Source organism: Plantibacter sp. LMC-P-059a, from assembly GCF_030209505.1.
Lineage (GTDB): Bacteria > Actinomycetota > Actinomycetes > Actinomycetales > Microbacteriaceae > Plantibacter.
The window spans coordinates 44,557-64,340 of sequence record NZ_JARVRZ010000011.1; the positions used below are offsets into that span (position 1 = coordinate 44,557).

The 19,784-nt window shown below is 70.2% G+C and carries 17 protein-coding genes; 4 read left to right on the forward strand and 13 right to left on the reverse strand.

What is annotated here, in order from left to right:
• Positions 1-2: 2 nt before the first annotated feature.
• Positions 3-983: a cyclase family protein gene (locus QRN27_RS18265; RefSeq protein ID WP_285043475.1), complete on the reverse strand. Its 981-nt coding sequence runs from the start codon at positions 981-983 to the stop codon at positions 3-5.
• Positions 984-1,078: 95 nt separating this feature from the next.
• Here QRN27_RS18265 and QRN27_RS18270 point away from each other — a divergent pair, with 95 nt between their 5' ends.
• Positions 1,079-2,173: a hypothetical protein gene (locus QRN27_RS18270; RefSeq protein ID WP_285043476.1), complete on the forward strand. Its 1,095-nt coding sequence runs from the start codon at positions 1,079-1,081 to the stop codon at positions 2,171-2,173.
• 490 nt (positions 2,174-2,663) lie between these two features.
• Here QRN27_RS18270 and araA read toward each other — a convergent pair whose 3' ends face one another.
• From araA to QRN27_RS18315, 9 genes are all read right to left on the reverse strand, one after another.
• Positions 2,664-4,181 (reverse strand): L-arabinose isomerase, encoded by a 1,518-nt coding sequence (gene araA, locus QRN27_RS18275; protein WP_285043477.1) that lies wholly within the window; start codon positions 4,179-4,181, stop codon positions 2,664-2,666.
• A 116-nt stretch (positions 4,182-4,297) separates the two neighbouring features.
• Positions 4,298-5,005 carry an L-ribulose-5-phosphate 4-epimerase gene (locus tag QRN27_RS18280; RefSeq protein WP_056014264.1) on the reverse strand — a complete coding sequence of 236 codons (708 nt, stop codon included), beginning with the start codon at positions 5,003-5,005 and terminating at the stop codon, positions 4,298-4,300.
• Positions 5,002-6,699 carry a ribulokinase gene (gene araB / locus QRN27_RS18285; protein WP_285043487.1) on the reverse strand — a complete coding sequence of 566 codons (1,698 nt, stop codon included), beginning with the start codon at positions 6,697-6,699 and terminating at the stop codon, positions 5,002-5,004. Before araB ends, QRN27_RS18280 begins: the two co-directional genes overlap by 4 nt.
• Positions 6,700-6,940: 241 nt before the next feature.
• The gene (locus QRN27_RS18290; protein ID WP_285043479.1) at positions 6,941-8,656 is read right to left on the reverse strand and encodes a hypothetical protein; all 1,716 of its coding nucleotides are present in this window, start codon (positions 8,654-8,656) and stop codon (positions 6,941-6,943) included.
• Between the two features lie 58 nt (positions 8,657-8,714).
• Positions 8,715-9,968: a multiple monosaccharide ABC transporter permease gene (mmsB, locus tag QRN27_RS18295; RefSeq protein WP_194670992.1), complete on the reverse strand. Its 1,254-nt coding sequence runs from the start codon at positions 9,966-9,968 to the stop codon at positions 8,715-8,717.
• 31 nt (positions 9,969-9,999) lie between these two features.
• Positions 10,000-11,508, reverse strand: coding sequence for a multiple monosaccharide ABC transporter ATP-binding protein (mmsA, locus tag QRN27_RS18300; RefSeq protein WP_056014741.1), 1,509 nt, complete (start codon positions 11,506-11,508; stop codon positions 10,000-10,002).
• Positions 11,509-11,719: 211 nt separating this feature from the next.
• Entirely contained in the window at positions 11,720-12,832 is a 1,113-nt protein-coding gene (chvE, locus tag QRN27_RS18305) for a multiple monosaccharide ABC transporter substrate-binding protein (protein WP_056014252.1), read from the reverse strand.
• Between the two features lie 107 nt (positions 12,833-12,939).
• On the reverse strand, positions 12,940-13,080 hold the full coding sequence (locus QRN27_RS18310) for a hypothetical protein (protein ID WP_194670993.1): 141 nt from the start codon (positions 13,078-13,080) through the stop codon (positions 12,940-12,942).
• 276 nt (positions 13,081-13,356) lie between these two features.
• The gene (locus QRN27_RS18315) at positions 13,357-14,376 is read right to left on the reverse strand and encodes a serine hydrolase domain-containing protein (RefSeq protein ID WP_285043480.1); all 1,020 of its coding nucleotides are present in this window, start codon (positions 14,374-14,376) and stop codon (positions 13,357-13,359) included.
• A 134-nt stretch (positions 14,377-14,510) separates the two neighbouring features.
• Between QRN27_RS18315 and QRN27_RS18320 the strand changes: the two genes are divergently transcribed.
• Complete coding sequence (locus tag QRN27_RS18320) at positions 14,511-15,530, forward strand: LacI family DNA-binding transcriptional regulator (protein WP_194670995.1); 1,020 nt, start codon at positions 14,511-14,513, stop codon at positions 15,528-15,530.
• Between the two features lie 325 nt (positions 15,531-15,855).
• Here the strand turns inward: QRN27_RS18320 and QRN27_RS18325 are convergent, their stop codons facing one another.
• Positions 15,856-17,052: an ROK family protein gene (locus QRN27_RS18325; RefSeq protein WP_285043481.1), complete on the reverse strand. Its 1,197-nt coding sequence runs from the start codon at positions 17,050-17,052 to the stop codon at positions 15,856-15,858.
• 96 nt (positions 17,053-17,148) lie between these two features.
• On the opposite strand from QRN27_RS18325, the gene QRN27_RS18330 reads away from it, so the two are divergent.
• Positions 17,149-17,586 carry a GNAT family N-acetyltransferase gene (locus QRN27_RS18330; RefSeq protein WP_285043482.1) on the forward strand — a complete coding sequence of 146 codons (438 nt, stop codon included), beginning with the start codon at positions 17,149-17,151 and terminating at the stop codon, positions 17,584-17,586.
• A 107-nt stretch (positions 17,587-17,693) separates the two neighbouring features.
• On the opposite strand, the gene QRN27_RS18335 is transcribed toward QRN27_RS18330, so the two are convergent.
• The gene (locus QRN27_RS18335) at positions 17,694-18,305 is read right to left on the reverse strand and encodes a hypothetical protein (protein ID WP_194670998.1); all 612 of its coding nucleotides are present in this window, start codon (positions 18,303-18,305) and stop codon (positions 17,694-17,696) included.
• Between the two features lie 173 nt (positions 18,306-18,478).
• On the opposite strand from QRN27_RS18335, the gene QRN27_RS18340 reads away from it, so the two are divergent.
• Positions 18,479-18,982: a metallophosphoesterase family protein gene (locus QRN27_RS18340; protein WP_285043483.1), complete on the forward strand. Its 504-nt coding sequence runs from the start codon at positions 18,479-18,481 to the stop codon at positions 18,980-18,982.
• Positions 18,983-18,998: 16 nt separating this feature from the next.
• Here QRN27_RS18340 and QRN27_RS18345 read toward each other — a convergent pair whose 3' ends face one another.
• A complete protein-coding gene (locus QRN27_RS18345; protein WP_285043485.1) occupies positions 18,999-19,637 on the reverse strand; it encodes a hypothetical protein in 639 nt (212 codons plus the stop codon).
• Between the last annotated feature and the right edge of the window lie 147 nt (positions 19,638-19,784).

Genomic DNA, 19,784 nt, shown 5'->3' on the forward strand with positions numbered 1-19,784 from the left:
ACCTAGGGCAGGCGGGCGAAGGCGCGCACCGGGAACGTCGCGAAGCCCTCGACGAGCGGAGGGGTGGCGGTGAACGTCGCGCCGCTCGCGGGCAGCTGCTCGAGGCCGGTCAGGTGCTCGACCACCTGGATCCCGGCGTCGAGCAGGAGGGAGTGCGCCGGACGCGCTCCGCCGGACCCCGTTTCGGTGTCGTCGATGTTGATGGAGTCGATGCCGACGAGGACCACGCCCTGCTCGACGAGGTGACGGACACCGTCCTCAGCGAGGTAGGGCGCGTTCGAGCGGTACGCGTCGGTCTCGAAGTGCCGGTCCCAGCCGGTGTGGAGGAGCACGGCCGTCCCGCGCAGCTCGCGGTCGAGGAAGACGTTCGCGCCGATGCCGCGCTCGGACGAGTCCTGCAGGTGGAAGACCTCGGCGGGGAGGTCGACGAGTCGGTCGAGCGTCAGGCTCGCGAGGTCGCCGCCGCCGGCATAGCGGTGGAAGGGGCTGTCGAGGTACGTCCCGGTGTTGCCGATCATCTCGATGACGTCCATCGCGAACTCGGTCCCCTCCGCGTAGTTCGCGCGCGAGTCCTCGCGGGTGAGAAAGGGACGGATCACCGGCTCCGGCAGGCCCGGGTAGGTGCGGAGTCCGGCACGGATCGGGTGGCTCAGCTCCACGAGCCGTCCCTCGGGGCGCGGCCGCCGCTGCGTCTCAGCCGCCGTCTCGGTGGGCAGCTCGAGCCCCGCGGCCGCCGCTGCGGCGAGGATCCCGCGGGAACCCTTGTGCTGTTCGCGCACGATCTCGAGCTTCGTGATGCGGATCTCACCGACCATGGCGAGACCGAGATGCGTGACGAGCAGCCGGCCGATCTCCTGCTGCTGCGCCTTCCCCTTCGCTTGGGCGATGGCAGGTGGGAGGTCGAGGCGGAAGTCCTCGACGGCGAGGCCACCACCGTTCAGGAAGCTGACGGAGGCATCGAGGACGGCGCGTTGTTCGGTCATGCCTTCATTCTGGCGCGTGGCCTGAGCCGCGCCGAGGGATTCCCGGCCATGCCTCACCGATATCCGGCCACGAGCGCGGAAGTAGGCTGAAGGACGTGCAGGCGCTTCCCGAACCACTCGACACGAATGCGCTCACCCGACCACTTCCCGGCCACGAGATCCGAGCGCAGTGGCCGGCCTTCGTGGCGGAGGACCGCGATGCCCGCGATCGCATCGGGCGACTCCGACGGCTCACCACCACCCTCGGCGCGTTGGGCGGGCTCTTCGGCATCTTGTTCTTCGGGCTCGTCGGCCTGCTCGCCTATGCGCAAGGCGGTCGGAACGCGGGTGGGATCGCGTTCGGCATGGGCACCCTCGTGGTGGTCATGATCCTCCTCGCCGTGATCCTCGTCCGGATGACGATCCGGGTCTGGTCGCGCAGGACCCTGAAGCGCACGCACCTCCGTCTCGCCGCCTTCGCCGAGGCGAACGGGTTCGACTACCGGGTCGGTCCCATCGCCCTGCAACGCGACATGCCCTGGCGGAGCCGCGGGTCGGCGAACCTGCACCGGGTGTTCCGGAGCCGCCAGCCACGCGGCATCGAGATCGCGAACTACGAGGTCATCGGCAACCGCAAGAACCTCGCGGCCCCCTTCGGCGGCTACTGCGCGCTCCGGATACCCGTCGCGCTCCCCCACATCCTGCTCCGCGCCCAGGACGGTCGCCGCCGAGGCATGACCGGCGCCGGCGCCCCGGCCGACGCGCAACGCCTCAGCCTCGAGGGCGGGTTCGACCGCCACTTCCAGCTGTACTGCCCGGTCGGCTACGAGGCCGACGCGCTCTACCTGTTCACGCCCGACGTGATGGCGCGCCTGCTCGACCATGTGCGCGGCTTCGACGTGGAGATCGTCGACGACTGGCTCCTGCTCGTGACCACCAAGGACCTCGTCACGACCAGACCGGAGGACTGGCGGGACATCGCGGACGCCGTCGACGCGCTCGATGACCGCGTCGAACGCTGGGCCCGGTGGCGCGAGACCCGAGGTGACCGACGGAGCGTCACGGCGGACGCGTCGGCCTCGACGACGGCGGCCGGCCGGGTCAGCACCCGTGGTCGGCGCCTCGCCGTCCGGATGAGCCTCGACGACATCCTCATGTGGAGCGCGCTCGCACTCTTCGTCGTCGGCTTGGTCTTCGGGCTCTTGCGCTAGCCGGCTCGAGCGGTCCGGTCAGTCGCCGTACTCGTCGAGGAAGGTGTCCGACTCGGCGTCGAGCGCGCAGCCCTCCGCCGCGGCTTCCTCGGGCGTGCGGTCGCCGGCGTCGACGATCCCGCTCGCACGCGTCTTCGACGCAGCGTTCCATCGCCCGCTCGGCGGCCGCCGGATCCGCCGCGGCGAACCCGCCCGTCACTGCGGCGATCGCGAGGACCGCGCCGACACCGGCGACGAGGACGGTCCCGCCGATCGCGAGCCTCCAGCCGAGCCCGGTCCGCCCGGTCGCCGCTTCCTCGTCCTGCCCCGGTGCCCCGGCCTGCTCGAACACGTCCGTCATCGGTCGACCCCCGTCGTTCCACGCGCCACCCCCGGCGCCTCGCCCCAGGCTAGCAAGCGCCGACGTCGCCCCGCACGATCGGCGACTCCGGAACGCAGGACGGCCTCCCACCGTCCGGTGGGAGGCCGTCCTCATGGGACTGCTGGCTGCTTAGAAGCCCTGGGCCAGACGGTAGTACGCGTTGTTCCAGCGCACCTCACGCTGGAAGTCGCGCGTGGTCGTCGACTCGTCGATCACGAGGAGCTCGGTCTTCGCGATCTCGGCGAAGTCGGCGAACACCTCGACCCCGACGGCCGTCGTCATCACCGTGTGGTGCGCGGCACCCGCGGTGAGCCAGGCGGCGGCCGACGTCGCGAAGTCGGGAGCCGGCTTCCACACGGCACGACCGACGGGCAGCTTCGGCAGCGCCTCGATGGGCTGGACCACCTCGACGACGTTCGCCGTCAGCCGGAAGCGGTCGCGCATGTCGCTCATGGCGACGACGACGGCGGGGCCGGAGTCGGCCGTGAAGACCAGGCGCACCGGGTCCTCCTTGCCGCCGATGCCGAGCGGGTGCACCTCGAGCGTGGCGCGCGCGGAGGACAGCGTCGGGCTGACCTCGAGCATGTGCGCCCCGAGGATGAGCTCGTTGCCGGGCTCCATGTGGTACGTGTAGTCCTCCATGAGCGAGGCGCCGCCGGGGAGGCCTGCACCCATGACGGACGCGGCGCGCACGAGGACGGCCGTCTTCCAGTCACCCTCGGCACCGAAGCCGTAGCCGTCGGCCATGAGGCGCTGGACCGCGAGACCGGGCAGCTGACGCAGCTCGCCGAGATCCTCGAAACTCGTCGTGAACGCGGCGAAGTCGCCGGCCTCGAGGAACGACCGCAGGCCGAGCTCGATCGCGGCGCCGTAGCGGAGCGACTCGTGCCGCTCGCCGCCCTTCCGCAGCTCGGGGACGACGTCGTACAGCTCCTCGTACTCGGCGACGAGCGCGTCGATGTCGGCGTCCGTCGAGGCGTGCACGGCCTCGGCGAGTTCGTTGACGCTCCAGGTGTTCACCTGCACGCCGAACCGCAGCTCGGCCTCCGTCTTGTCACCCTCGGTGACGGCGACGTAGCGCATGTTGTCACCGAAGCGGGCGAGCTTCAGCTCGTGGGTGGCGGCCCAACCGGCTGCGGCGCGCTGCCACGTGCCGACCTCGCGCTGCACCCGCGGGTCGGAGACGTGGCCGACGACCGTCTTGCGGGCGACGCCGAGGCGGGTCTGGATGTAGCCGAACTCGCGGTCGCCGTGGGCGGCCTGGTTGAGGTTCATGAAGTCGAAGTCGATCTCCGACCACGGCAGCTCGACGTTCGCCTGCGTGTGCAGGTGCAGGAGCGGCTTCTGGAGGGCGTCGAGGCCGGCGATCCACATCTTCGCGGGGCTGAAGGTGTGCATCCAGGTGACGAGGCCGATGACGCTGTCGTCGGCGTTCGCGTCGAGCATCGCGCGACGGATGGACTCGGAGTCCTTGAGGACGGGCTTCCACTCGATCCGGACCGGGACGTCGGCGGCGGCACCGAGCTCGGCGGCGATGGCCTGCGACTGCTCGGCGACCTGGCGGAGGGTCTCCTCGCCGTAGAGGTTCTGGCTGCCGGTGAGGAACCAGACGGTGTAGTGGTCGAGGGTGGTGGTGGGCTTCGGCATAGGTGGGTCTGCTTTCTGGTCTGGAGTGGTGTTCGCGGTCCCTGCCCTTCGACAAGCTCAGGGACCGGAGGGGGTCAGGGACCGGGGGGTGTCAGGGACCGGGTGCGGTGGCTGGTCTAGAGCGCGCCCTGGGGCGCCTGGCCGTAGACGTTCTGGTAGCGGTCGAACAGGGCGTCGATGGCCTCGGTCGGCATCGGCTTCGGCTCGCCCAGCTGCCGTGAGATGTGCACGGTCCGGGCGACGTCCTCGACCATGACAGCCGCCTTCACGGCGTCCCGCGCGTCCTTGCCGATCGTGAACGGGCCGTGGTTCTGCATGAGCACGGCGCGCGACCGGTGGCCGGTCAGCGTCTCCACGATGCCGCGTCCGATCGAGTCGTCGCCGATGATCGAGAACGGCCCGACGGGGACCTCCCCGCCGAACTCGTCGGCCATGGCGGTGATGACGCACGGGATCGGCTCGGCGCGTGCGGCCCAGGCGACCGCGTAGGTGGAGTGCGTGTGCACGACCCCACCGACCTCGGGCATGTGCCGGTACACGTAGGCGTGGGCGGCCGTGTCGCTCGAGGGCGACCGGTCGGAGCCGGGCGTACCCGGGATGACGTTGCCGTCGAGGTCGCAGAGGATCATGTTCTCCGGCGCGAGGTCGTCGTAGTCGACGCCCGACGGCTTGATGACGAACAGCTCGGCGCCGGGCACCCGACCGGAGACGTTGCCGCCGGTCCAGATGACGAGGCCGTAGCGCACGAGCTCGCCGTGGAGCTTCGCGACGTCGGCGCGGACGCGGGCGATCGCGACCTCGATCTCCGGTGAGTAGGTGTTCACGAGGTTGCTCCTTCGAGGGCGGTGGTCTCGGTGTCGGACGGCAGACTGTCGGAGCCGCCACCGAGGGCGGCCCGGCGCAGGCGCTTCAGCCGCTTCATGACGTCGTTGGCTCCCCGACCGAAGTAGTCGTGGAGGGTCGCGTACTCGGCGTAGAGCAGGTCGTACGCGTCGGCCGCGGCCTCGTTCGGCGTGTAGACGGCGCGGTCGACCTTGCCCATCGCGGCACTGGCCGCTGGGACGTCGGGGTAGGCACCGGCCGCGACGGCCGCGTGGATGGCGGAGCCGAGGGCCGGACCCTGGGCGCTCGCGGTGATCGAGATCGGCAGGCGCAGGATGTCGGAGTAGGTCTGCATGAGGAACGGGTTCCGCTGCAGACCGCCGGCGACGATGAACTCGGTGACCGGCACGCCGGAGGCGTTGAAGGTCTCGACGATCTTGCGCGTGCCGAAGGCGGTCGCCTCGAACAGCGCCCGGTAGACCTCTTCCGTGCGGGTGGAGAGCGTCAGGCCGAGGACCGTGCCGGAGAGTTCGTGGTCGACGAGCACCGAGCGGTTGCCGGAGTGCCAGTCGAGCGCGACGAGCCCGTGGGCACCGACCGGCTGGTCCTGGATGAGGGAGGTGAGGTATTCGTGGATGCTGACGCCGCGCGCGGCCGCCTCCTCCGTGTACCGGGCGGGGACCTGGTTCTCGACGTACCAGGCGAAGATGTCGCCGACACCGGACTGGCCCGCCTCGTAGCCGTACAGACCGGCGATGATGCCGCCGTCGACGACGCCGCACATGCCGGGGACCTCGCGGAGGACGTCGCCGTTCATGACGTGGCAGGTGGACGTGCCCATGATCGCGACCATCTGACCTGGCGAGACCGCCTGTGCCGCCGGGGCGGCGACGTGCGCGTCGACGTTCCCGACCGCGACCGCGATGCCCTCGCGGAGTCCGGTCCAGGCCGCGGCCGCCGCCGAGAGCGTGCCGGCGGCGGCGCCCAGCTCACCGATCTCGTGCTCGACCTTGTCGTCGGCGAAGCGCTCGAAGGCCGGGTTGAGGGCTGCGAGGAACTCGTGGCTCGGGTAGGCGCCGTCCTGGTAGATGCCCTTGTATCCGGCGGTGCAGGCGTTCCGGACGTAGCGTCCGGTCAGCTGCCAGATGATCCAGTCGGCGGCCTCGACCCAGTGGTCCATGCGCTCGTAGAGCTCCGGGTCCTCCTCGAGCAGCTGGAGGCCCTTGGCGAACTCCCATTCGCTGGAGATGAGTCCGCCGTAGCGCGGCAGCCACGACTCGCCCCGCTCGGCGGCGAGCTCGTTGATGCGGTCGGCCTGCGGCTGCGCGGAGTGGTGCTTCCACAGCTTCACGTAGGCGTGCGGGCGGTCCGCGTACTCGGGCAGCTCGTTGAGCGGGGTGCCGTCCGCGATGACGGGGACCATCGTGCAGGCCGTGAAGTCGGTGCCGATGCCGATGACCGCTGCCGGGTCGATTCCCGCGGCCTCGACCGCACGGGGCACGGCGGATTTGATGACCGCGACGTAGTCGGCCGGCACCTGCAGCGCCCAGTCGGGCGGGAGGGTGGCGCCGGTCGAGGCGAGCTCACGGTCCATGACGGCGTGCGGGTAGTCGAGGACGGCGGAACCGAGTTCCGCGCCGTCGGACACGCGGACGACGACGGCCCGGCCGGAGAGCGTGCCGAAGTCGACACCGATCGTGTAGGTCTCGTCGGGGTCCGTCTGCGACTGGGCGCCGGACGCGCTGGGGGATGCTGCGGTGTGCTCGGTGTTCACCGGCTGGACTCCTTCGTCTGGTGGTGCTGGTTCGTCGGGTGGTGCGGAAGCATGCGGCGTCCCGGGGACGCTCGGGGTGGGTGGGCCGGGGTCGGATGGGGGTTCGACGGCGTCCGGGCCGGTCCCAGTGTACAACGTTGTATATCGGCCTGGCCAGCGCCGGTCATGCGAGGCCGCCCATCGCGTCGAGGACCGCGAGGACCGCGTCCCGATGCCCCCTCGCGTCGCGGTCGGGACGGGTCTCCCCCACCACCCGACCGTTGCGGACGGCGATGACCCGGTCCGAGACCTCGACGAGCGCCGAGGGGTCGTCGCCGGCCACCACGACCGCGCGACCGGAGTCGGCGATGGCGCGGATGAGGTCGACGCGTTCGGCTGCACCGGCGTCGCGGCGGTCGCCGAACGGTTCGGCCAGGAGCACCACCCGTGCCGGTGTGTCGAGGAGCGACCGGAGCGACGCGGTGAACTGCTCGGCGGTCGGGCCGCGATGCGCACCGGGCAGCGCTGGGGCCAGGCCGCTCGCCGCGGTGGTCGCCGGATACGCCCGGCGGCCGTCCGCGAGCCCGGTCGAGACCATGCGGGTGAGCGACGTCGGCGACACGCTCGAGGGCACGCCGCCGAGGAACGCGAGGTCGTAGCGGATCGGATGTTCCGTCGTGTAGAGCAGTCCCGCGGCCCGTGCGCGGTCCATGGTCGAGAGGTCGACGGTCTCGCCGTCGATGGCGACCGTTCCACTCACCGTGGCGCCGTACGAGCGGCCGAACAGGCTGAGGAGCACCTCGCCGGCGCCGGAGTCGAGGGGGCCGAAGAGGCCGAGGACCTCGCCGGGAGCGCACGTGAGACTCAGCCCGTCGACGACGGTCCTGGTGGCGTCGGCGGGGTGGCTCGCATGCCACTGTTCGACACGCAGCCCACCCGCGCGCTCGGTGGGACGGGCGTCGCGATCCGGGCAGGACCGCCCGCTGTCGCTCGTGCGGTCCACACCGCGGAGAGCCGCGGCGTTCCCGAGGCCCGCTGCCAAGGCGTCGAGCACCCGTCGCTCGTCGGCCGCGTCCGACACCGGGAGCGTGCGGGGGCCGCCCGCGCCGGATCCGGTTCCGAGCAGGGTGACCGCCGAGGCGACGGCGGCGAGACCGGTGACCGTCCCCGTGACGAGCAGGACCACCGGTGCGGACCCGGCCCGCCGAGGCGTGGCGGCGACGGCCCGCAGGGCGGCCTGCCAGTGCTCGCGTTCCGGCGTGGACAGACCGGCTCCTGACTCGTCGACGATCACGACGGCGGCCCCGGCTGCGACCGCTCTCGCGAGCTCGACGAGTCGGCGTTCCAGGGTGGTCAGTTCCGCGACCGCCGTGGTCGGCTCGGTCGTGAGGCCCACGGTCGCGAGCGCTCGGACCACGCGCTCCCGGTCGGTCCCGCGCGCATCGACGCCGGGGCGCCCGAAGCGGAGGGCGGCACGGACGGCGGCACCGAAGCCGTCGACACCCGAGCCATGCTCGTTGCCGAGCAGCACGTTGTCGCCGACGTCCTGCGTCCAGCTGATCGCCTGGCCGCCGGTCACCACGGCGATCCCCGCCGCACTCGACGCCGCACGCGAGATGAGGGTGACGACCTTCCCCTCGATGCGCACGACCTCGGCGGCCCTGCGTCGTCGCCGTCCGCCCGTGGCTCCCGAGAGGGCTTCGACGAACCGCCGCGTCGCCGACCGCGACCCGACGACCGCGTGGACGACGCCGGCCTCGACGGCGAGCACCGTCTCGTCACCGTCGAACACCTCGAGCACCGGTGGCGTCGAAGCCGTCGCATCACCGCCCGGACCACGCACGGAGGCGAGCGCCCCGGCCTGTTCGCCGGTGCGCTCGCCTCCGTGGTTCGCGGTCATCGCTGAGGGTGACTGGTCGTTCGTGCTGGACAGCTCGCCGCCCGAGCGGGGCTGCGGATCAGCGTCCGCCGCTGCGGCGCTTGTTGTAGACGTCGAAGGCGACGGCGAGCAGGAGCACGAGGCCCTTGACGGCCTGCTGCCACTCGATGCCGAGGCCGATGATCGACATACCGTTGTTCAGCACGCCGATGATGAGACCACCGATGATCGCGCCACCGATGGTGCCGACACCACCCTGCACCGCGGCTCCACCGATGAACGCCGCGGAGATCGCCTCGAGCTCGAAGCCGTCACCGGCCTTCGGGCCCGCGAGGTTCAGGCGGGCCGTGAAGATGAGGCCGGCGAGCGCCGCGAGGAAGCCCATGTTGACGAACAGGAAGAAGTCGACCTTGCGGGTCTTGATGCCGGACAGTTCGGCCGCGTGGCGGTTGCCACCGATCGCGTAGATGTGGCGACCGAAGACCGAGCGGTTCATGACGATGCCGTAGACGAGCACCAGGACGGCGAGCACGATGAGCGTGACCGGGATGCCCTTGTACGCGGCGAGGGCGTAGACGAAGAAGCCGATACCGGCGGTGATCAGGACGAGCTTGGCGACGAACCACGGGAAGGGCTCGGTCTCCTGGCCGTACTTCTGGCGGCCGAGGCGCGTGCGGACCTGCTGCACGACGAGGCCGATGACGGCGATGACGCCGATCCCCAGCGTGAGCGGGTCGATCGGGAAGTCGCCGAACACGTCGTTGAGGAAGCCGTTGCCGAGGGCGCGGTACTCGGCCGGGAAGGAGCCGATGTTCGCGTTGCCGAGGACCACGAGCGCGAGGCCGCGGAAGATGAGCATGCCGGCGAGCGTCACGATGAACGCCGGGATGCCGACGTAGGCGATCCAGAAGCCCTGCCAGACGCCGACGAGGGCACCGATGGCGAGCGAGAGGATGACCGCGATCCACCACGGCATCTGCATCTGCACGGCGAAGACACCGGAGACGGCGCCGACGAAGGCCGCGACGGAACCGACCGACAGGTCGATGTGGCCGGCGATGATGACCATCACCATGCCGATCGCGAGGACGAGGATGTACCCGTTCTGCACGATCAGGTTGGAGATGTTCTGCGGCCGCAGGAGGATGCCGTCGGTGATGACGGCGAAGAACACGACGACGAGCAGGAGGGCGATGAAGATGCCGTTCTTGCCGAGGTCGCTGAGGATGTGGGTCAGCCAGCTCGTGAACCGGTTCGTGGCCGGGTTGACGAGGCCGCCGGCAGCGGTGCCGTCCCCTGCCGGGACGGTGGGTTTGGTGTCCAGATCGGACATGGTGGTTCTCCTTCGATCCGTCCGCGCCCGCTTAGCGGGGCTTCTCCATGGTCATGAGCTTGAGGAGCGCTTCGGGGTTCGCTTCCTCGATCGGCAGTTCGCCGGTGATGCGGCCCTCGCTGAGGGCGTAGATGCGGTCGCAGATGCCGATGAGCTCGGGGAGCTCCGAGGAGATGACGATGACGCCCTTCCCCTCGGCGGCGAGGCGGTTGATGATCGTGTAGATCTCGTACTTCGCGCCGACGTCGATCCCGCGGGTGGGCTCATCGAGGATGAGGACGTCGGGGTCGGAGTAGATCCACTTCGACAGCACGACCTTCTGCTGGTTGCCGCCCGAGAGCTTGCCGGTCTTCGCGAGCACGTTGGGAGCCTTGATGTTCATGCTCTTGCGGTACTCCTCGGCGACCTTGTACTCCTCGTTGTCGTTCACGAGTCCGCCGCGTTCGAGCTTCTTCAGCGAGGCCATCGAGATGTTGCGCTTGATGTCCTCGATGAGGTTGAGGCCGTAGTACTTGCGGTCCTCGGTGGCGTACGCGAGGCCGTTCGCGATGGCTTCCGACACGGTGCGCGTGCGGATCTCGGAGCCGTTCTTGAAGACCTTGCCGCTGATCCGGCTGCCGTACGACTGGCCGAACAGGCTCATCGCGAACTCGGTGCGTCCCGCGCCCATGAGGCCGGCGATGCCGACGATCTCACCGGCACGGACGTTGAGGTTCACGGCGTCCACCATCACCCGGGTCGGGTCCTGCGGGTGGTGGGCGGTCCAGTCCTCGACGCGCAGGATCTCGGCGCCGATGTTCGGCGTGTGGTCCGGGTAGCGGTGCTCGAGGTCGCGACCGACCATGTCCTTGATGATGCGCTCTTCGGTGACGTCGTTCTTCACGATCGTCTCGATCGTCTTGCCGTCGCGGATGACCGTGACGGTGTCGGCGACCTTCTTGATCTCGTTGAGCTTGTGGCTGATGATGATCGACGTGATGCCCTGCTCCTTGAGGTGCAGGATGAGGTCGAGCAGGTGGTCGGAGTCCTCGTCGTTCAGGGCCGCGGTCGGCTCGTCGAGGATGAGGAGCTTCACGCGCTTCGAGAGGGCCTTCGCGATCTCGACGAGCTGCTGCTTGCCGACACCGATCTCGAGGATCTTCGTCGTCGGGTTCTCCCGCAGACCGACCCGGGCGAGCAGTGCTGCCGCCTCCTGGTTGGTGCGGTTCCAGTCGATGAGGCCGAGCGGCCCCTTCAGCTCGTTGTTGAGGAAGATGTTCTCCGCGATGGAGAGGTAGGGGCTGAGGGCCAGCTCCTGGTGGATGATGACGATGCCCTTGGACTCCGAGTCACGGATGTCCTTGAACTCCATCGTCTCGCCCTCGAACACGATGTCGCCCTCGTAGGTCCCAAACGGGTACACGCCCGACAGCACCTTCATGAGGGTGGACTTGCCGGCACCGTTCTCGCCGCAGATGGCGTGCACGGTACCGCGCTGCACATCGAGGGTGACGTTCGAGAGGGCTTTGACGCCGGGGAAGGTCTTGATGATGTTGCGCATCTCGAGGATGCTCGTCGTCTCGGCTGACACCTGAGTCTCCTTACTGGTGGTCGTCGTTGAGCCTGGCCGGTGACCTCTGGCACTTCGTCCTGCTCAGGGACCGGACATGGTCACTGAGGTGGTCGAAGCGTCGAGGTGCGGGCCCGGGCCCCGAGACAGGCTCGGAGAGCGGAATCCGCTCCCCGAGCCCGACTGGGGACTTCGGTGGGTGTTAGCCCTTGATCTCGTCTTCGGTCCAGTACCCGGAGTCCACGAGGACCTCCTGGATGTTGTCCTTGACGACGATCTGCGACTCGAGGAGGAAGGACGGGACGACCTTCTTGCCGTTGTCGTAGTCCTCGGTGTTGTTGACCTCGGGCTTCTCACCGTTCAGGACGGCGACGGCCATCTTGACGGCTTCGCTCGCCAGCTGGCGGGTGTCCTTGAAGATGGTCGCGTACTGCTCACCGGACTCGATGGCCTTGACCGAGTCGAGCTCGGCGTCCTGGCCGGAGATGACGGGCCAGCCGTCGCCCACCGAGTAGCCGGCGTCGGTCAGTGCCGAGATGATGCCTCGCGAGATGCCGTCGTAGGGCGACAGGACCGCGTTGACCTTGGAACCGTCGGAGTAGGTCGACGTGAGGATGTTCTCCATACGCTTCTGCGCGGTCTCGCCGTCCCAGCGGAGCGTTGCAGCCTGCTCGAACGAGGTCTGGCCACTGGCGACCGTGAGGGTGCCGGCGTCGATGAACGGCTTCAGGGTGTCCTGCGCGCCGTCCCAGAAGAACGTGGCGTTGTTGTCATCGGGCGAGCCGGCGAACATCTCGATGTTGAACGGACCGGCGGGTGCGCCCTCGGTGGGCTTGCCCTCGAGGTCGACGAGGCCGAGGCCGTTGAGGACCGAGTTGGCCTGCTGCACGCCGACCTTGTAGTTGTCGAACGACGCGTAGTAGTCGACGTTCTCGCTGTCGCGGATGAGGCGGTCGTAGGCGATGACGGGGATGTCGCCGTCCTTGGCCTCCTGCAGCACGCTCGTGAGCGTGGTGCCGTCGATCGACGCGATGATCAGGACGGAGGCGCCCTTGGTGATCATGTTCTCGATCTGCGAGACCTGGGTGGGGATGTCGTCCTCGGCGTACTGCAGGTCGACCTTGAAGCCCTCCTTCTCGAGCTGCTCCTTGACGGCGTTGCCGTCCTGGATCCAGCGCTCGGAGCTCTTGGTGGGCATCGCGACGCCGACGAGCTTGCCGTCGCCTTCGCCGCCGCCCGATCCGCCGCTTGCGCCGCCGGAGCAGCCAGCGAGCGACACGACCATCGTGCCTGCGGCCAGCGTGGCGAGGAGCATTCTCTTCTTCACTGTGTGGTTCCTTCCCTAGGGGGTTGCTTGGACGTCGTTGTCATGCGCAGGTCGAACGGCGTCGATGTGTCCAGCTCATCGAGGCCGCTCGTCGGCTACGTGGCGTTCGCGGGTGCGGGTGCGGACGCCTCGTCGTGGTGCCGGCGAGGGTGCAGGGAGAGGTGGCCGGCGGGAAGCCGGGCCGAGAGGGAGTCGTGGTCGGTTCGATCGGTGCCGCGGATCGGGAGGAGGCTCATCGCCCACCTGCTCGCTCCGTTGCGCTTCGTTCCCACGTCGACTTCCTCGTCACTCCGAATGTGACCGTTCACATTGTGTGTCACACGATAGCCCCAGACCTCCACCCGATGTCAAGTCGGGATGTGTCTCATTTTCATAACCGGCGATCGTCGGGGTATGGTCGCGCTCTCAGCGACGTGGTTCCGGGGCATGGATGAACCGCAAGCAGGCGCTGCACACCCCGGTCGCTCAGCGGACGCAGGTCCGGTCGATCCCAGTGGTGGAGCGGGAGTCGTCTAGAGCTCGGCGTCGATCGCGCGGATGACGTCCCACGCGCCGTCCTCGGAGTTCGACAGCACGACGACGTCGATCGCGTCGGCCGCCGTCGGGCCGAAGTAGGTGCGGACGATGCCGCTGGCACCCGGGTTGACACCGTCGAGGTACATCGAGCGGACCTGACCGTCCTCGTCGACGTCGAACTCGAATCCGAAGCCGTAGGAGATCTCCTCGTCGACCTCGATCTGCGGCGAGGTGAACTCCTCGGTGAGCTCTGCGGTGAGGAGCTTCGCGTCGCGCGCGGCCCGGAGGAAGGTGATGAGGTCGGCCGCCGTCGACTGCGCGCCGGCGTCGGGGCCGCCGAGCGGCGGGAAGGCGTCGACGTTCGATCGCCAGACACCGTCGTCGTCGACGTCGCCACCCTCGGCGAGGCCCGGCTCGCCCGTGCGGCGGTCGGCGAACCCGGAGTGGTCCATGCCGAGCAGCGCGAAGACCTGCTGCTCGATGAGCTCGCGGTACGGCAGACCGGTCACGCCTTCGAGGGCGAGCCCGAGCAGGACGTAGCCCGCGTTGATGTAGTTCGCCTCCTCGCCCGGTGCCGCGAGCGGCGGCTTGTGGGCGAAGAGCGGCAGGAGGTCGGCGGTCTCGCGGATCGACGAGGCGGGGCGCTCGGCCCACAACTCCTCGTAGCTCTCGCCGGCGGTCTCGTCGGCGTCGTCGGCGATACCGGAGGTGTGGGTCAGCAGGTGGATCAGCTGCACGTCACGGCGGATGGTGGTGCCGTCGAGGTCGACGTACTCGTGGATCGACTCGTCGAGGTCGATGTGCCCCGCGTCGACCTGCTGCAACACGGCCGCGGCGGTGAACAGCTTCGTGATCGAGGCCGTGTCGAACCGGGTGTCGAGGGTGATGGCCTCGTCGCGCTCCCGGGACGCGAGCCCCCGCGCGACCTCGAAGAGCGTCTCGTCTCCGCGCTTGACGAGCACGACGCCCGAGAAGTCGGTGGCTTCGATGACGCGGGCGACGCTTGCGGTGTCCATCCTCCAACGGTACCGTCGCCAGCTGCTCGGCGGCTGCACGGAGGCCGACGGAGCCGATCCTTCGGCGGCCTGAGGCGTGTGCATAATGGGTGCAGCACGAAATGTGACCGTGCACATCGAGGTCCGAGGAATCCGTGAGCGACGACGCCGAACGGGGGCGAGCCCCCAATATCCGCGATGTCGCGCGCCTGGCCGGGGTCTCCCACCAGACCGTGTCCCGAGTGCTCAACAACCATCCGAGCATCCGCGACTCCACACGCGACCGCGTGCTCGCCGTCATGGACGAGGTCAACTACCGTCCCAACCGGGCGGCCAGAGCCCTCGTGACGAGCCGGTCGCGGACGATCGGCGTGCTCGCGAGCCAGCGCTCCCAATACGGTCCCGCGAGCATGATCCAGGCCATCGAGAACGCGAGCAAGGACGCCGGGTACCTCGTCAGCACGTCCAACCTGCCCGACACCAGCGAGGCGTCGATCGTCGCGGCCGTGGAGCACCTCCTCGCGCAGTCGGTCGACGGCATCGTCGTGATCGCACCGCAGGTCCGGGTGTTCCGCGCCATCGAGGAATTGCAGGTGCGGGTCCCGTTCGTGGCGGTGCAGTCCGGCGGCGATCTCGACGACCATTCGATCGGGGTCGACCAGGTCGCCGGTGGACGCTTGGCGACGCGGCACCTCATCGAGCTCGGGCATCGGAACATCTACCACCTCGCCGGTCCACAGGACTGGATCGAGGCGGAGGCGCGCATGCGTGGGTTCCTCGCGGAGATGAGCGCGCAGGACGTGCCGACGACCGCGCCGATCCTCGGCGACTGGACGGCCGACTTCGGGTATCGCGCCGGTATCGAACTCATGCGGGTGCGCGACTTCACGGCGATCTTCTCCTCGAACGACCAGATGGCCCTCGGGCTGATCCACGCGATCCGGGACGAGGGCTACGACGTGCCGCGGGACGTCTCGATCGTGGGCTTCGACGACATCCCCGAGGCGTCGCACTTCTGGCCGCCGCTCACGACGGTGCGCCAGGACTTCGACGAGCTGGGGCGGCGCTGCGTCGCGCACCTGCTCGGCAACCTCGAGGTCGACGCCGTCGGCTACCGGGGCACGATCGAGCCTGAACTCATCGTGCGGAAGTCCGCGGGTCCTCCGGCCTTCTGACCCCGTGTGGTGGCTGGCGCCAGCGCGGTGCGCTGACGCGAGCGCGGGTCGCAAACGTGAGCGCGCCCCTCCGGAGACCCGCGCTCACGTCCACGCCCCGCGTCCATGCCGATTCGGGAACATACGCGTCACCACACCGCGCTGACGCCGGGTGAGGACGACTCGCGTCAGCGCGGTGCGCTGACGCGAGCGCGGGTCGGATACGTGAGCGCGCCCCTTTGGAGACCCGCGCTCACGTCCACGCCCCGCGCCCGGGCCGGCTCGGGCGGACTCACGTCAGCGCACCGCGCTGGCCACCACACCGACAGCACTCAGGGGGACGGAGTCACCAGGCGGCGGGGTCCGCGATGAGACGGTCGAAGGCGAGTTCCGCCGCACCGATGAGGAGGAGGTCCTGCCCGAGTGCCGCACGTACGATCGCGACGTCCTCGAACGGCGGGACGAGCGCCCGCTCACGGACCGCGTCGTGCAGCTCCTCCGACGCCAGTTCGAGCACGATCCCGAGATGCCCGCCGAGGACGACGAGCTCGGGGTCGAGGATGTTCACCGTCCCGGCGAGCGCCCGCCCGAGCGTCCTCGCCTGCCGGACGACCTCCTCGCGCATCGGCCCGGCCGGGTCCGCGGCGATGCCGGCTGCGAGCGCCGCCTCGAGGACCGCGTCGTCCCCGGCGACGAGCCCGGCGACGCGGAGCAGCTCACTGCGGCGGACGGCGTCTTCGAGCGCGTTGCCCGCGGCCGTCGCCGAGGTGTGCCCGAACTCCCCCGCGTAGCCGCGCGCTCCGCCGACGGGGCGGCCACCAGCGATGATGCCGCCGCCGATACCGCTCGCGCCACCGTTCAGGTAGACGAGGTCGTCGATGCCTCGGCCAGCCCCGAAGGTCCGCTCCGCCCTGGCACCGAGACTCGCGTCGTTCGCCGCGAACACCGCCCGGCCGGTCGCGGCACGCAGCCGTTCGACGAGGGGCTCGTCGACCCAGCCGAGGTGGGGCGCGAGTCGGACGACCCCGTCGGCGTCGCGCACGAGTCCGGGGACCGCGAGCCCGATGCCGCCGCCGCCCTGCGCGCCGTCGGGCAGACGTGCGGCCAGCTCGGCGACCAACTCCGCGATGATCGCCGTCGCCTCGCCTGCCGTCGGGGTCGTGTCGACGTCGCGACGCACGCGTTCGACGACCTCGCCACCGAGCCGGACGGCCGCGACGGTGATCGCGTCGAGCTCCGGGTTCGCGGCGAAGGCGACGGCTCGGGGACCAGCAGAGACGAGCGGCGACGGACGACCGACGCCCTGCCCGCCGACCGGGACCGACTCCGTGACGACGCCCGACGCTGCGAGTTCCGCGACGAGCGCCGCGACCGTCGAGCGGTTGAGCCCGGTCGCCCGCGTCAACGCGGACCGCGACTGCACCCCGCCCTGGTGGACGAGTTCGACGATCCGCCCGAGGTTGCGACGGCGCACCGAGTCGAGTCCGCTCCCCGCGCCGGACCCACCCGTCGGAGTCGCCCCGGCCGTCGTCGCCTCACCCACACGCCCACCTCTGCTCGATCCCTCCAGTGTCCCCTACCGGCGGGTCCACCGGCACCTGCGCGCGCGAGCGGCTGGCGCGGATGGTTGACTGGACGGATGCCCACTACCTGGACGCTCCGATCAGCCACCCTCGACGATGCGTCGTGGATGGCCGAGCTGCGCGCTGTCGTGATGCGGCCCGACCTCGAGCGCCTCGGCCGCTACGACGAGACCCGCGTGCGTCGACGGTTCCTCGACGCGTACCGGCCTGAGCACACCTCGGTGATCGTCGTCGACGGCGTCGCGGCCGGGCTGTTCGCGGTCCGCCCGGAGCCCGAGGAGCGGTGGCTGGAACACTTCTACCTGGGCCCCGAGCACCAGGGCGTCGGCCTCGGTACCGCGGTCCTCGCGCAGGTGCTGAGCGACGACGGCGATCCGCGCCCGTTCCGCCTGAACGTGCTGCAGGGCAGCCCGGCCCGCCGCCTCTACGAACGCCACGGCTTCACCCTCGAACGCGAGGACGACGTCGACGTGTGGATGGTCCGCCGGGGCTGACCACCGCGCGGCGCGGCAGCAGGAGTTCGGCACCACAGCAGGACGTCAGGATGGAACCGGTCCTGCCACCACGCGGATCTCCGGCTGCCGCGCCACCGCGGAGCAGCTCAGGCGGGTTGCCGGACCGTCGTGACGATGTCGACGAGGTGCGGGTCGGCGGGCGCCGAACCGAAGCCGAACCGCACGGGTGGAGCGAGCGGGGCGAGGGTGCCGAGGTCTGAGCCCGACCAGCTCGCCGTCGCCGCGGTGATGCGGCGAGCGCCGGTCACCCCGTAGTACTCGCGTCGTCCGTTGCCGGCAGAGCCCGCCGTGCGCGCACCGGGCTGCAGCACCCGGGCGACAGGGTCGATCGTCTGGAGCCACAGCGGGTTGACCGCGAGCGGCTTGGGGACGGCTCGGAGTGCACGTCCCAGGGGCGAACTGCCGCCGATGCGCAGCGTCGTGTCGAGCGGGCCGCCGACGAACCGGAGGCCGGTGGGGAGTCGCGTCCACCCGACCGTGCCGATCTCGATGTCGTCGAAGGTGTAGGTGGTGGCGATGAAGTCGGCGATCTCCTGCGTGGGGGCGAGGAGGAGCCGCTTGCCGCGGGAGTCCTCGATCATCGCGTCGGCGAAGGAGCCGAAAGGTGACGTCGACCAGAGCCCGAGGACGATGCGGACGCCGCCCGTGGTGCCGTAGCCGGCGATCCTCCCGGAGAAGCGCAGGTCGGTTGCGGGCATGCGGACCACTGTAGTCCGCCCGTCTGGGTGCGGGCTCGGATCCGCGCCTGAGCCGGTCGACGGGTGCCGGACCGAGCCCCGGAACGGTGGTCGGCGTCGGTCCCTGAGCCGGTCGACGGGCGCAGGAGCACCACCCGGTTGACGCGGCCGGGACGATCCGCTTGCGTTGAGGCATGTCGACCTCGCTCCTGCTCATCTCCGACACCCACCTGCCGAAGCGCGCGAAGGCCCTGCCCGACGCCGTGTGGGCCGCGGTCGACGCGGCCGACCTCGTCGTCCACGCCGGCGACTGGGTCGACGAGGCGACACTCGACGTCCTCGAGCAGCGCGCCACCCGCCTCGTCGGCGTCTTCGGCAACAACGACGGGCCGGAGCTGCGCGCGCGGCTCCCCGAGGTCGCGCGGTTCGAGGTCGACGGCGTCCGCTTCGCCGTCGTCCACGAGACCGGCTCAGCCGCCGGCCGCGAACGGCGCGCCGACGAGGCCTACCCCGACACCGACGTGCTCGTCTTCGGGCACAGCCACATCCCCTGGGACACCGTCTCCCCCGCGGGTCTCCGGCTGCTCAACCCCGGCTCGCCGACGGACCGCCGCCGTCAACCGGAGTGCACGATGATGACCGCGCGGGTGGACGACGGCGTGCTCGCGGACGTCCTGGTCGTCCCCGTCGCCCGCTGAGGCGGGATCAGCCGGCTCAGCCGCAGTACTCGCTGTCGATCTTCGGCTCGTCGCGCACGACGATCGCGTCCACGACGTCGTCCATCACGGAGAAGTTGATCCAGTGTCCGGCGTCGTCGGTGAGGGCGTAGAAGACGGCGTACTTGCCCTGCTGCTCGGTGAGCGCGGAGTAGGCGGCCCGGAGTTCCGCGAGGGTCGAGCCGACGCCGACACCCGCGTGCGTCTTCGGCGACGACGCCGCGACGGCTGCCGGACCGCTCCACGCCTGCAGCACGATCTGACCGACCACGCCCGTGTCCTGCGGATCGGGCAACCAGACCGACGGCAGGCCTTCGGCAGCGTAGGCGGTGACCCACGGGCACGCCTCCTGGGTCGCCACAGTGAACGCGGTCATGACCGACGCCGTCCCGAGGATCGGGGTGCCGAGCTCGACCGGTCCGACACCGGTGAAGTCGACAGTCCAGGACGACGGGTCCGCGAGGTCGGGGCCCGTGGGCGTCGGCGTGGGTGTGGCGGTCGGCGTGACCGTCACGGTCTCGGTCGGCGCTGTCGTCGAGGCTCCGGCGCCGCCCGAGCAGCCGGCCAGGGCCAAGGCTGCGGCGATCGCCAGGACGGTGACGACCGGTCGTCGGTGTGTTCGCGTGAACGACATCATTCCCCCAAATGTGTGCTCGGATCAGCCCATCCTCGCACAGCACCAGGTCCCTGAGCCGCCCTTCGACAGGCTCAGGGACCAGGGTGGCAGGCTCCCGGGACCGCCCTTCGACAAGCTCAGGGACCGAGGTGGCAGGCTCCCGGGACC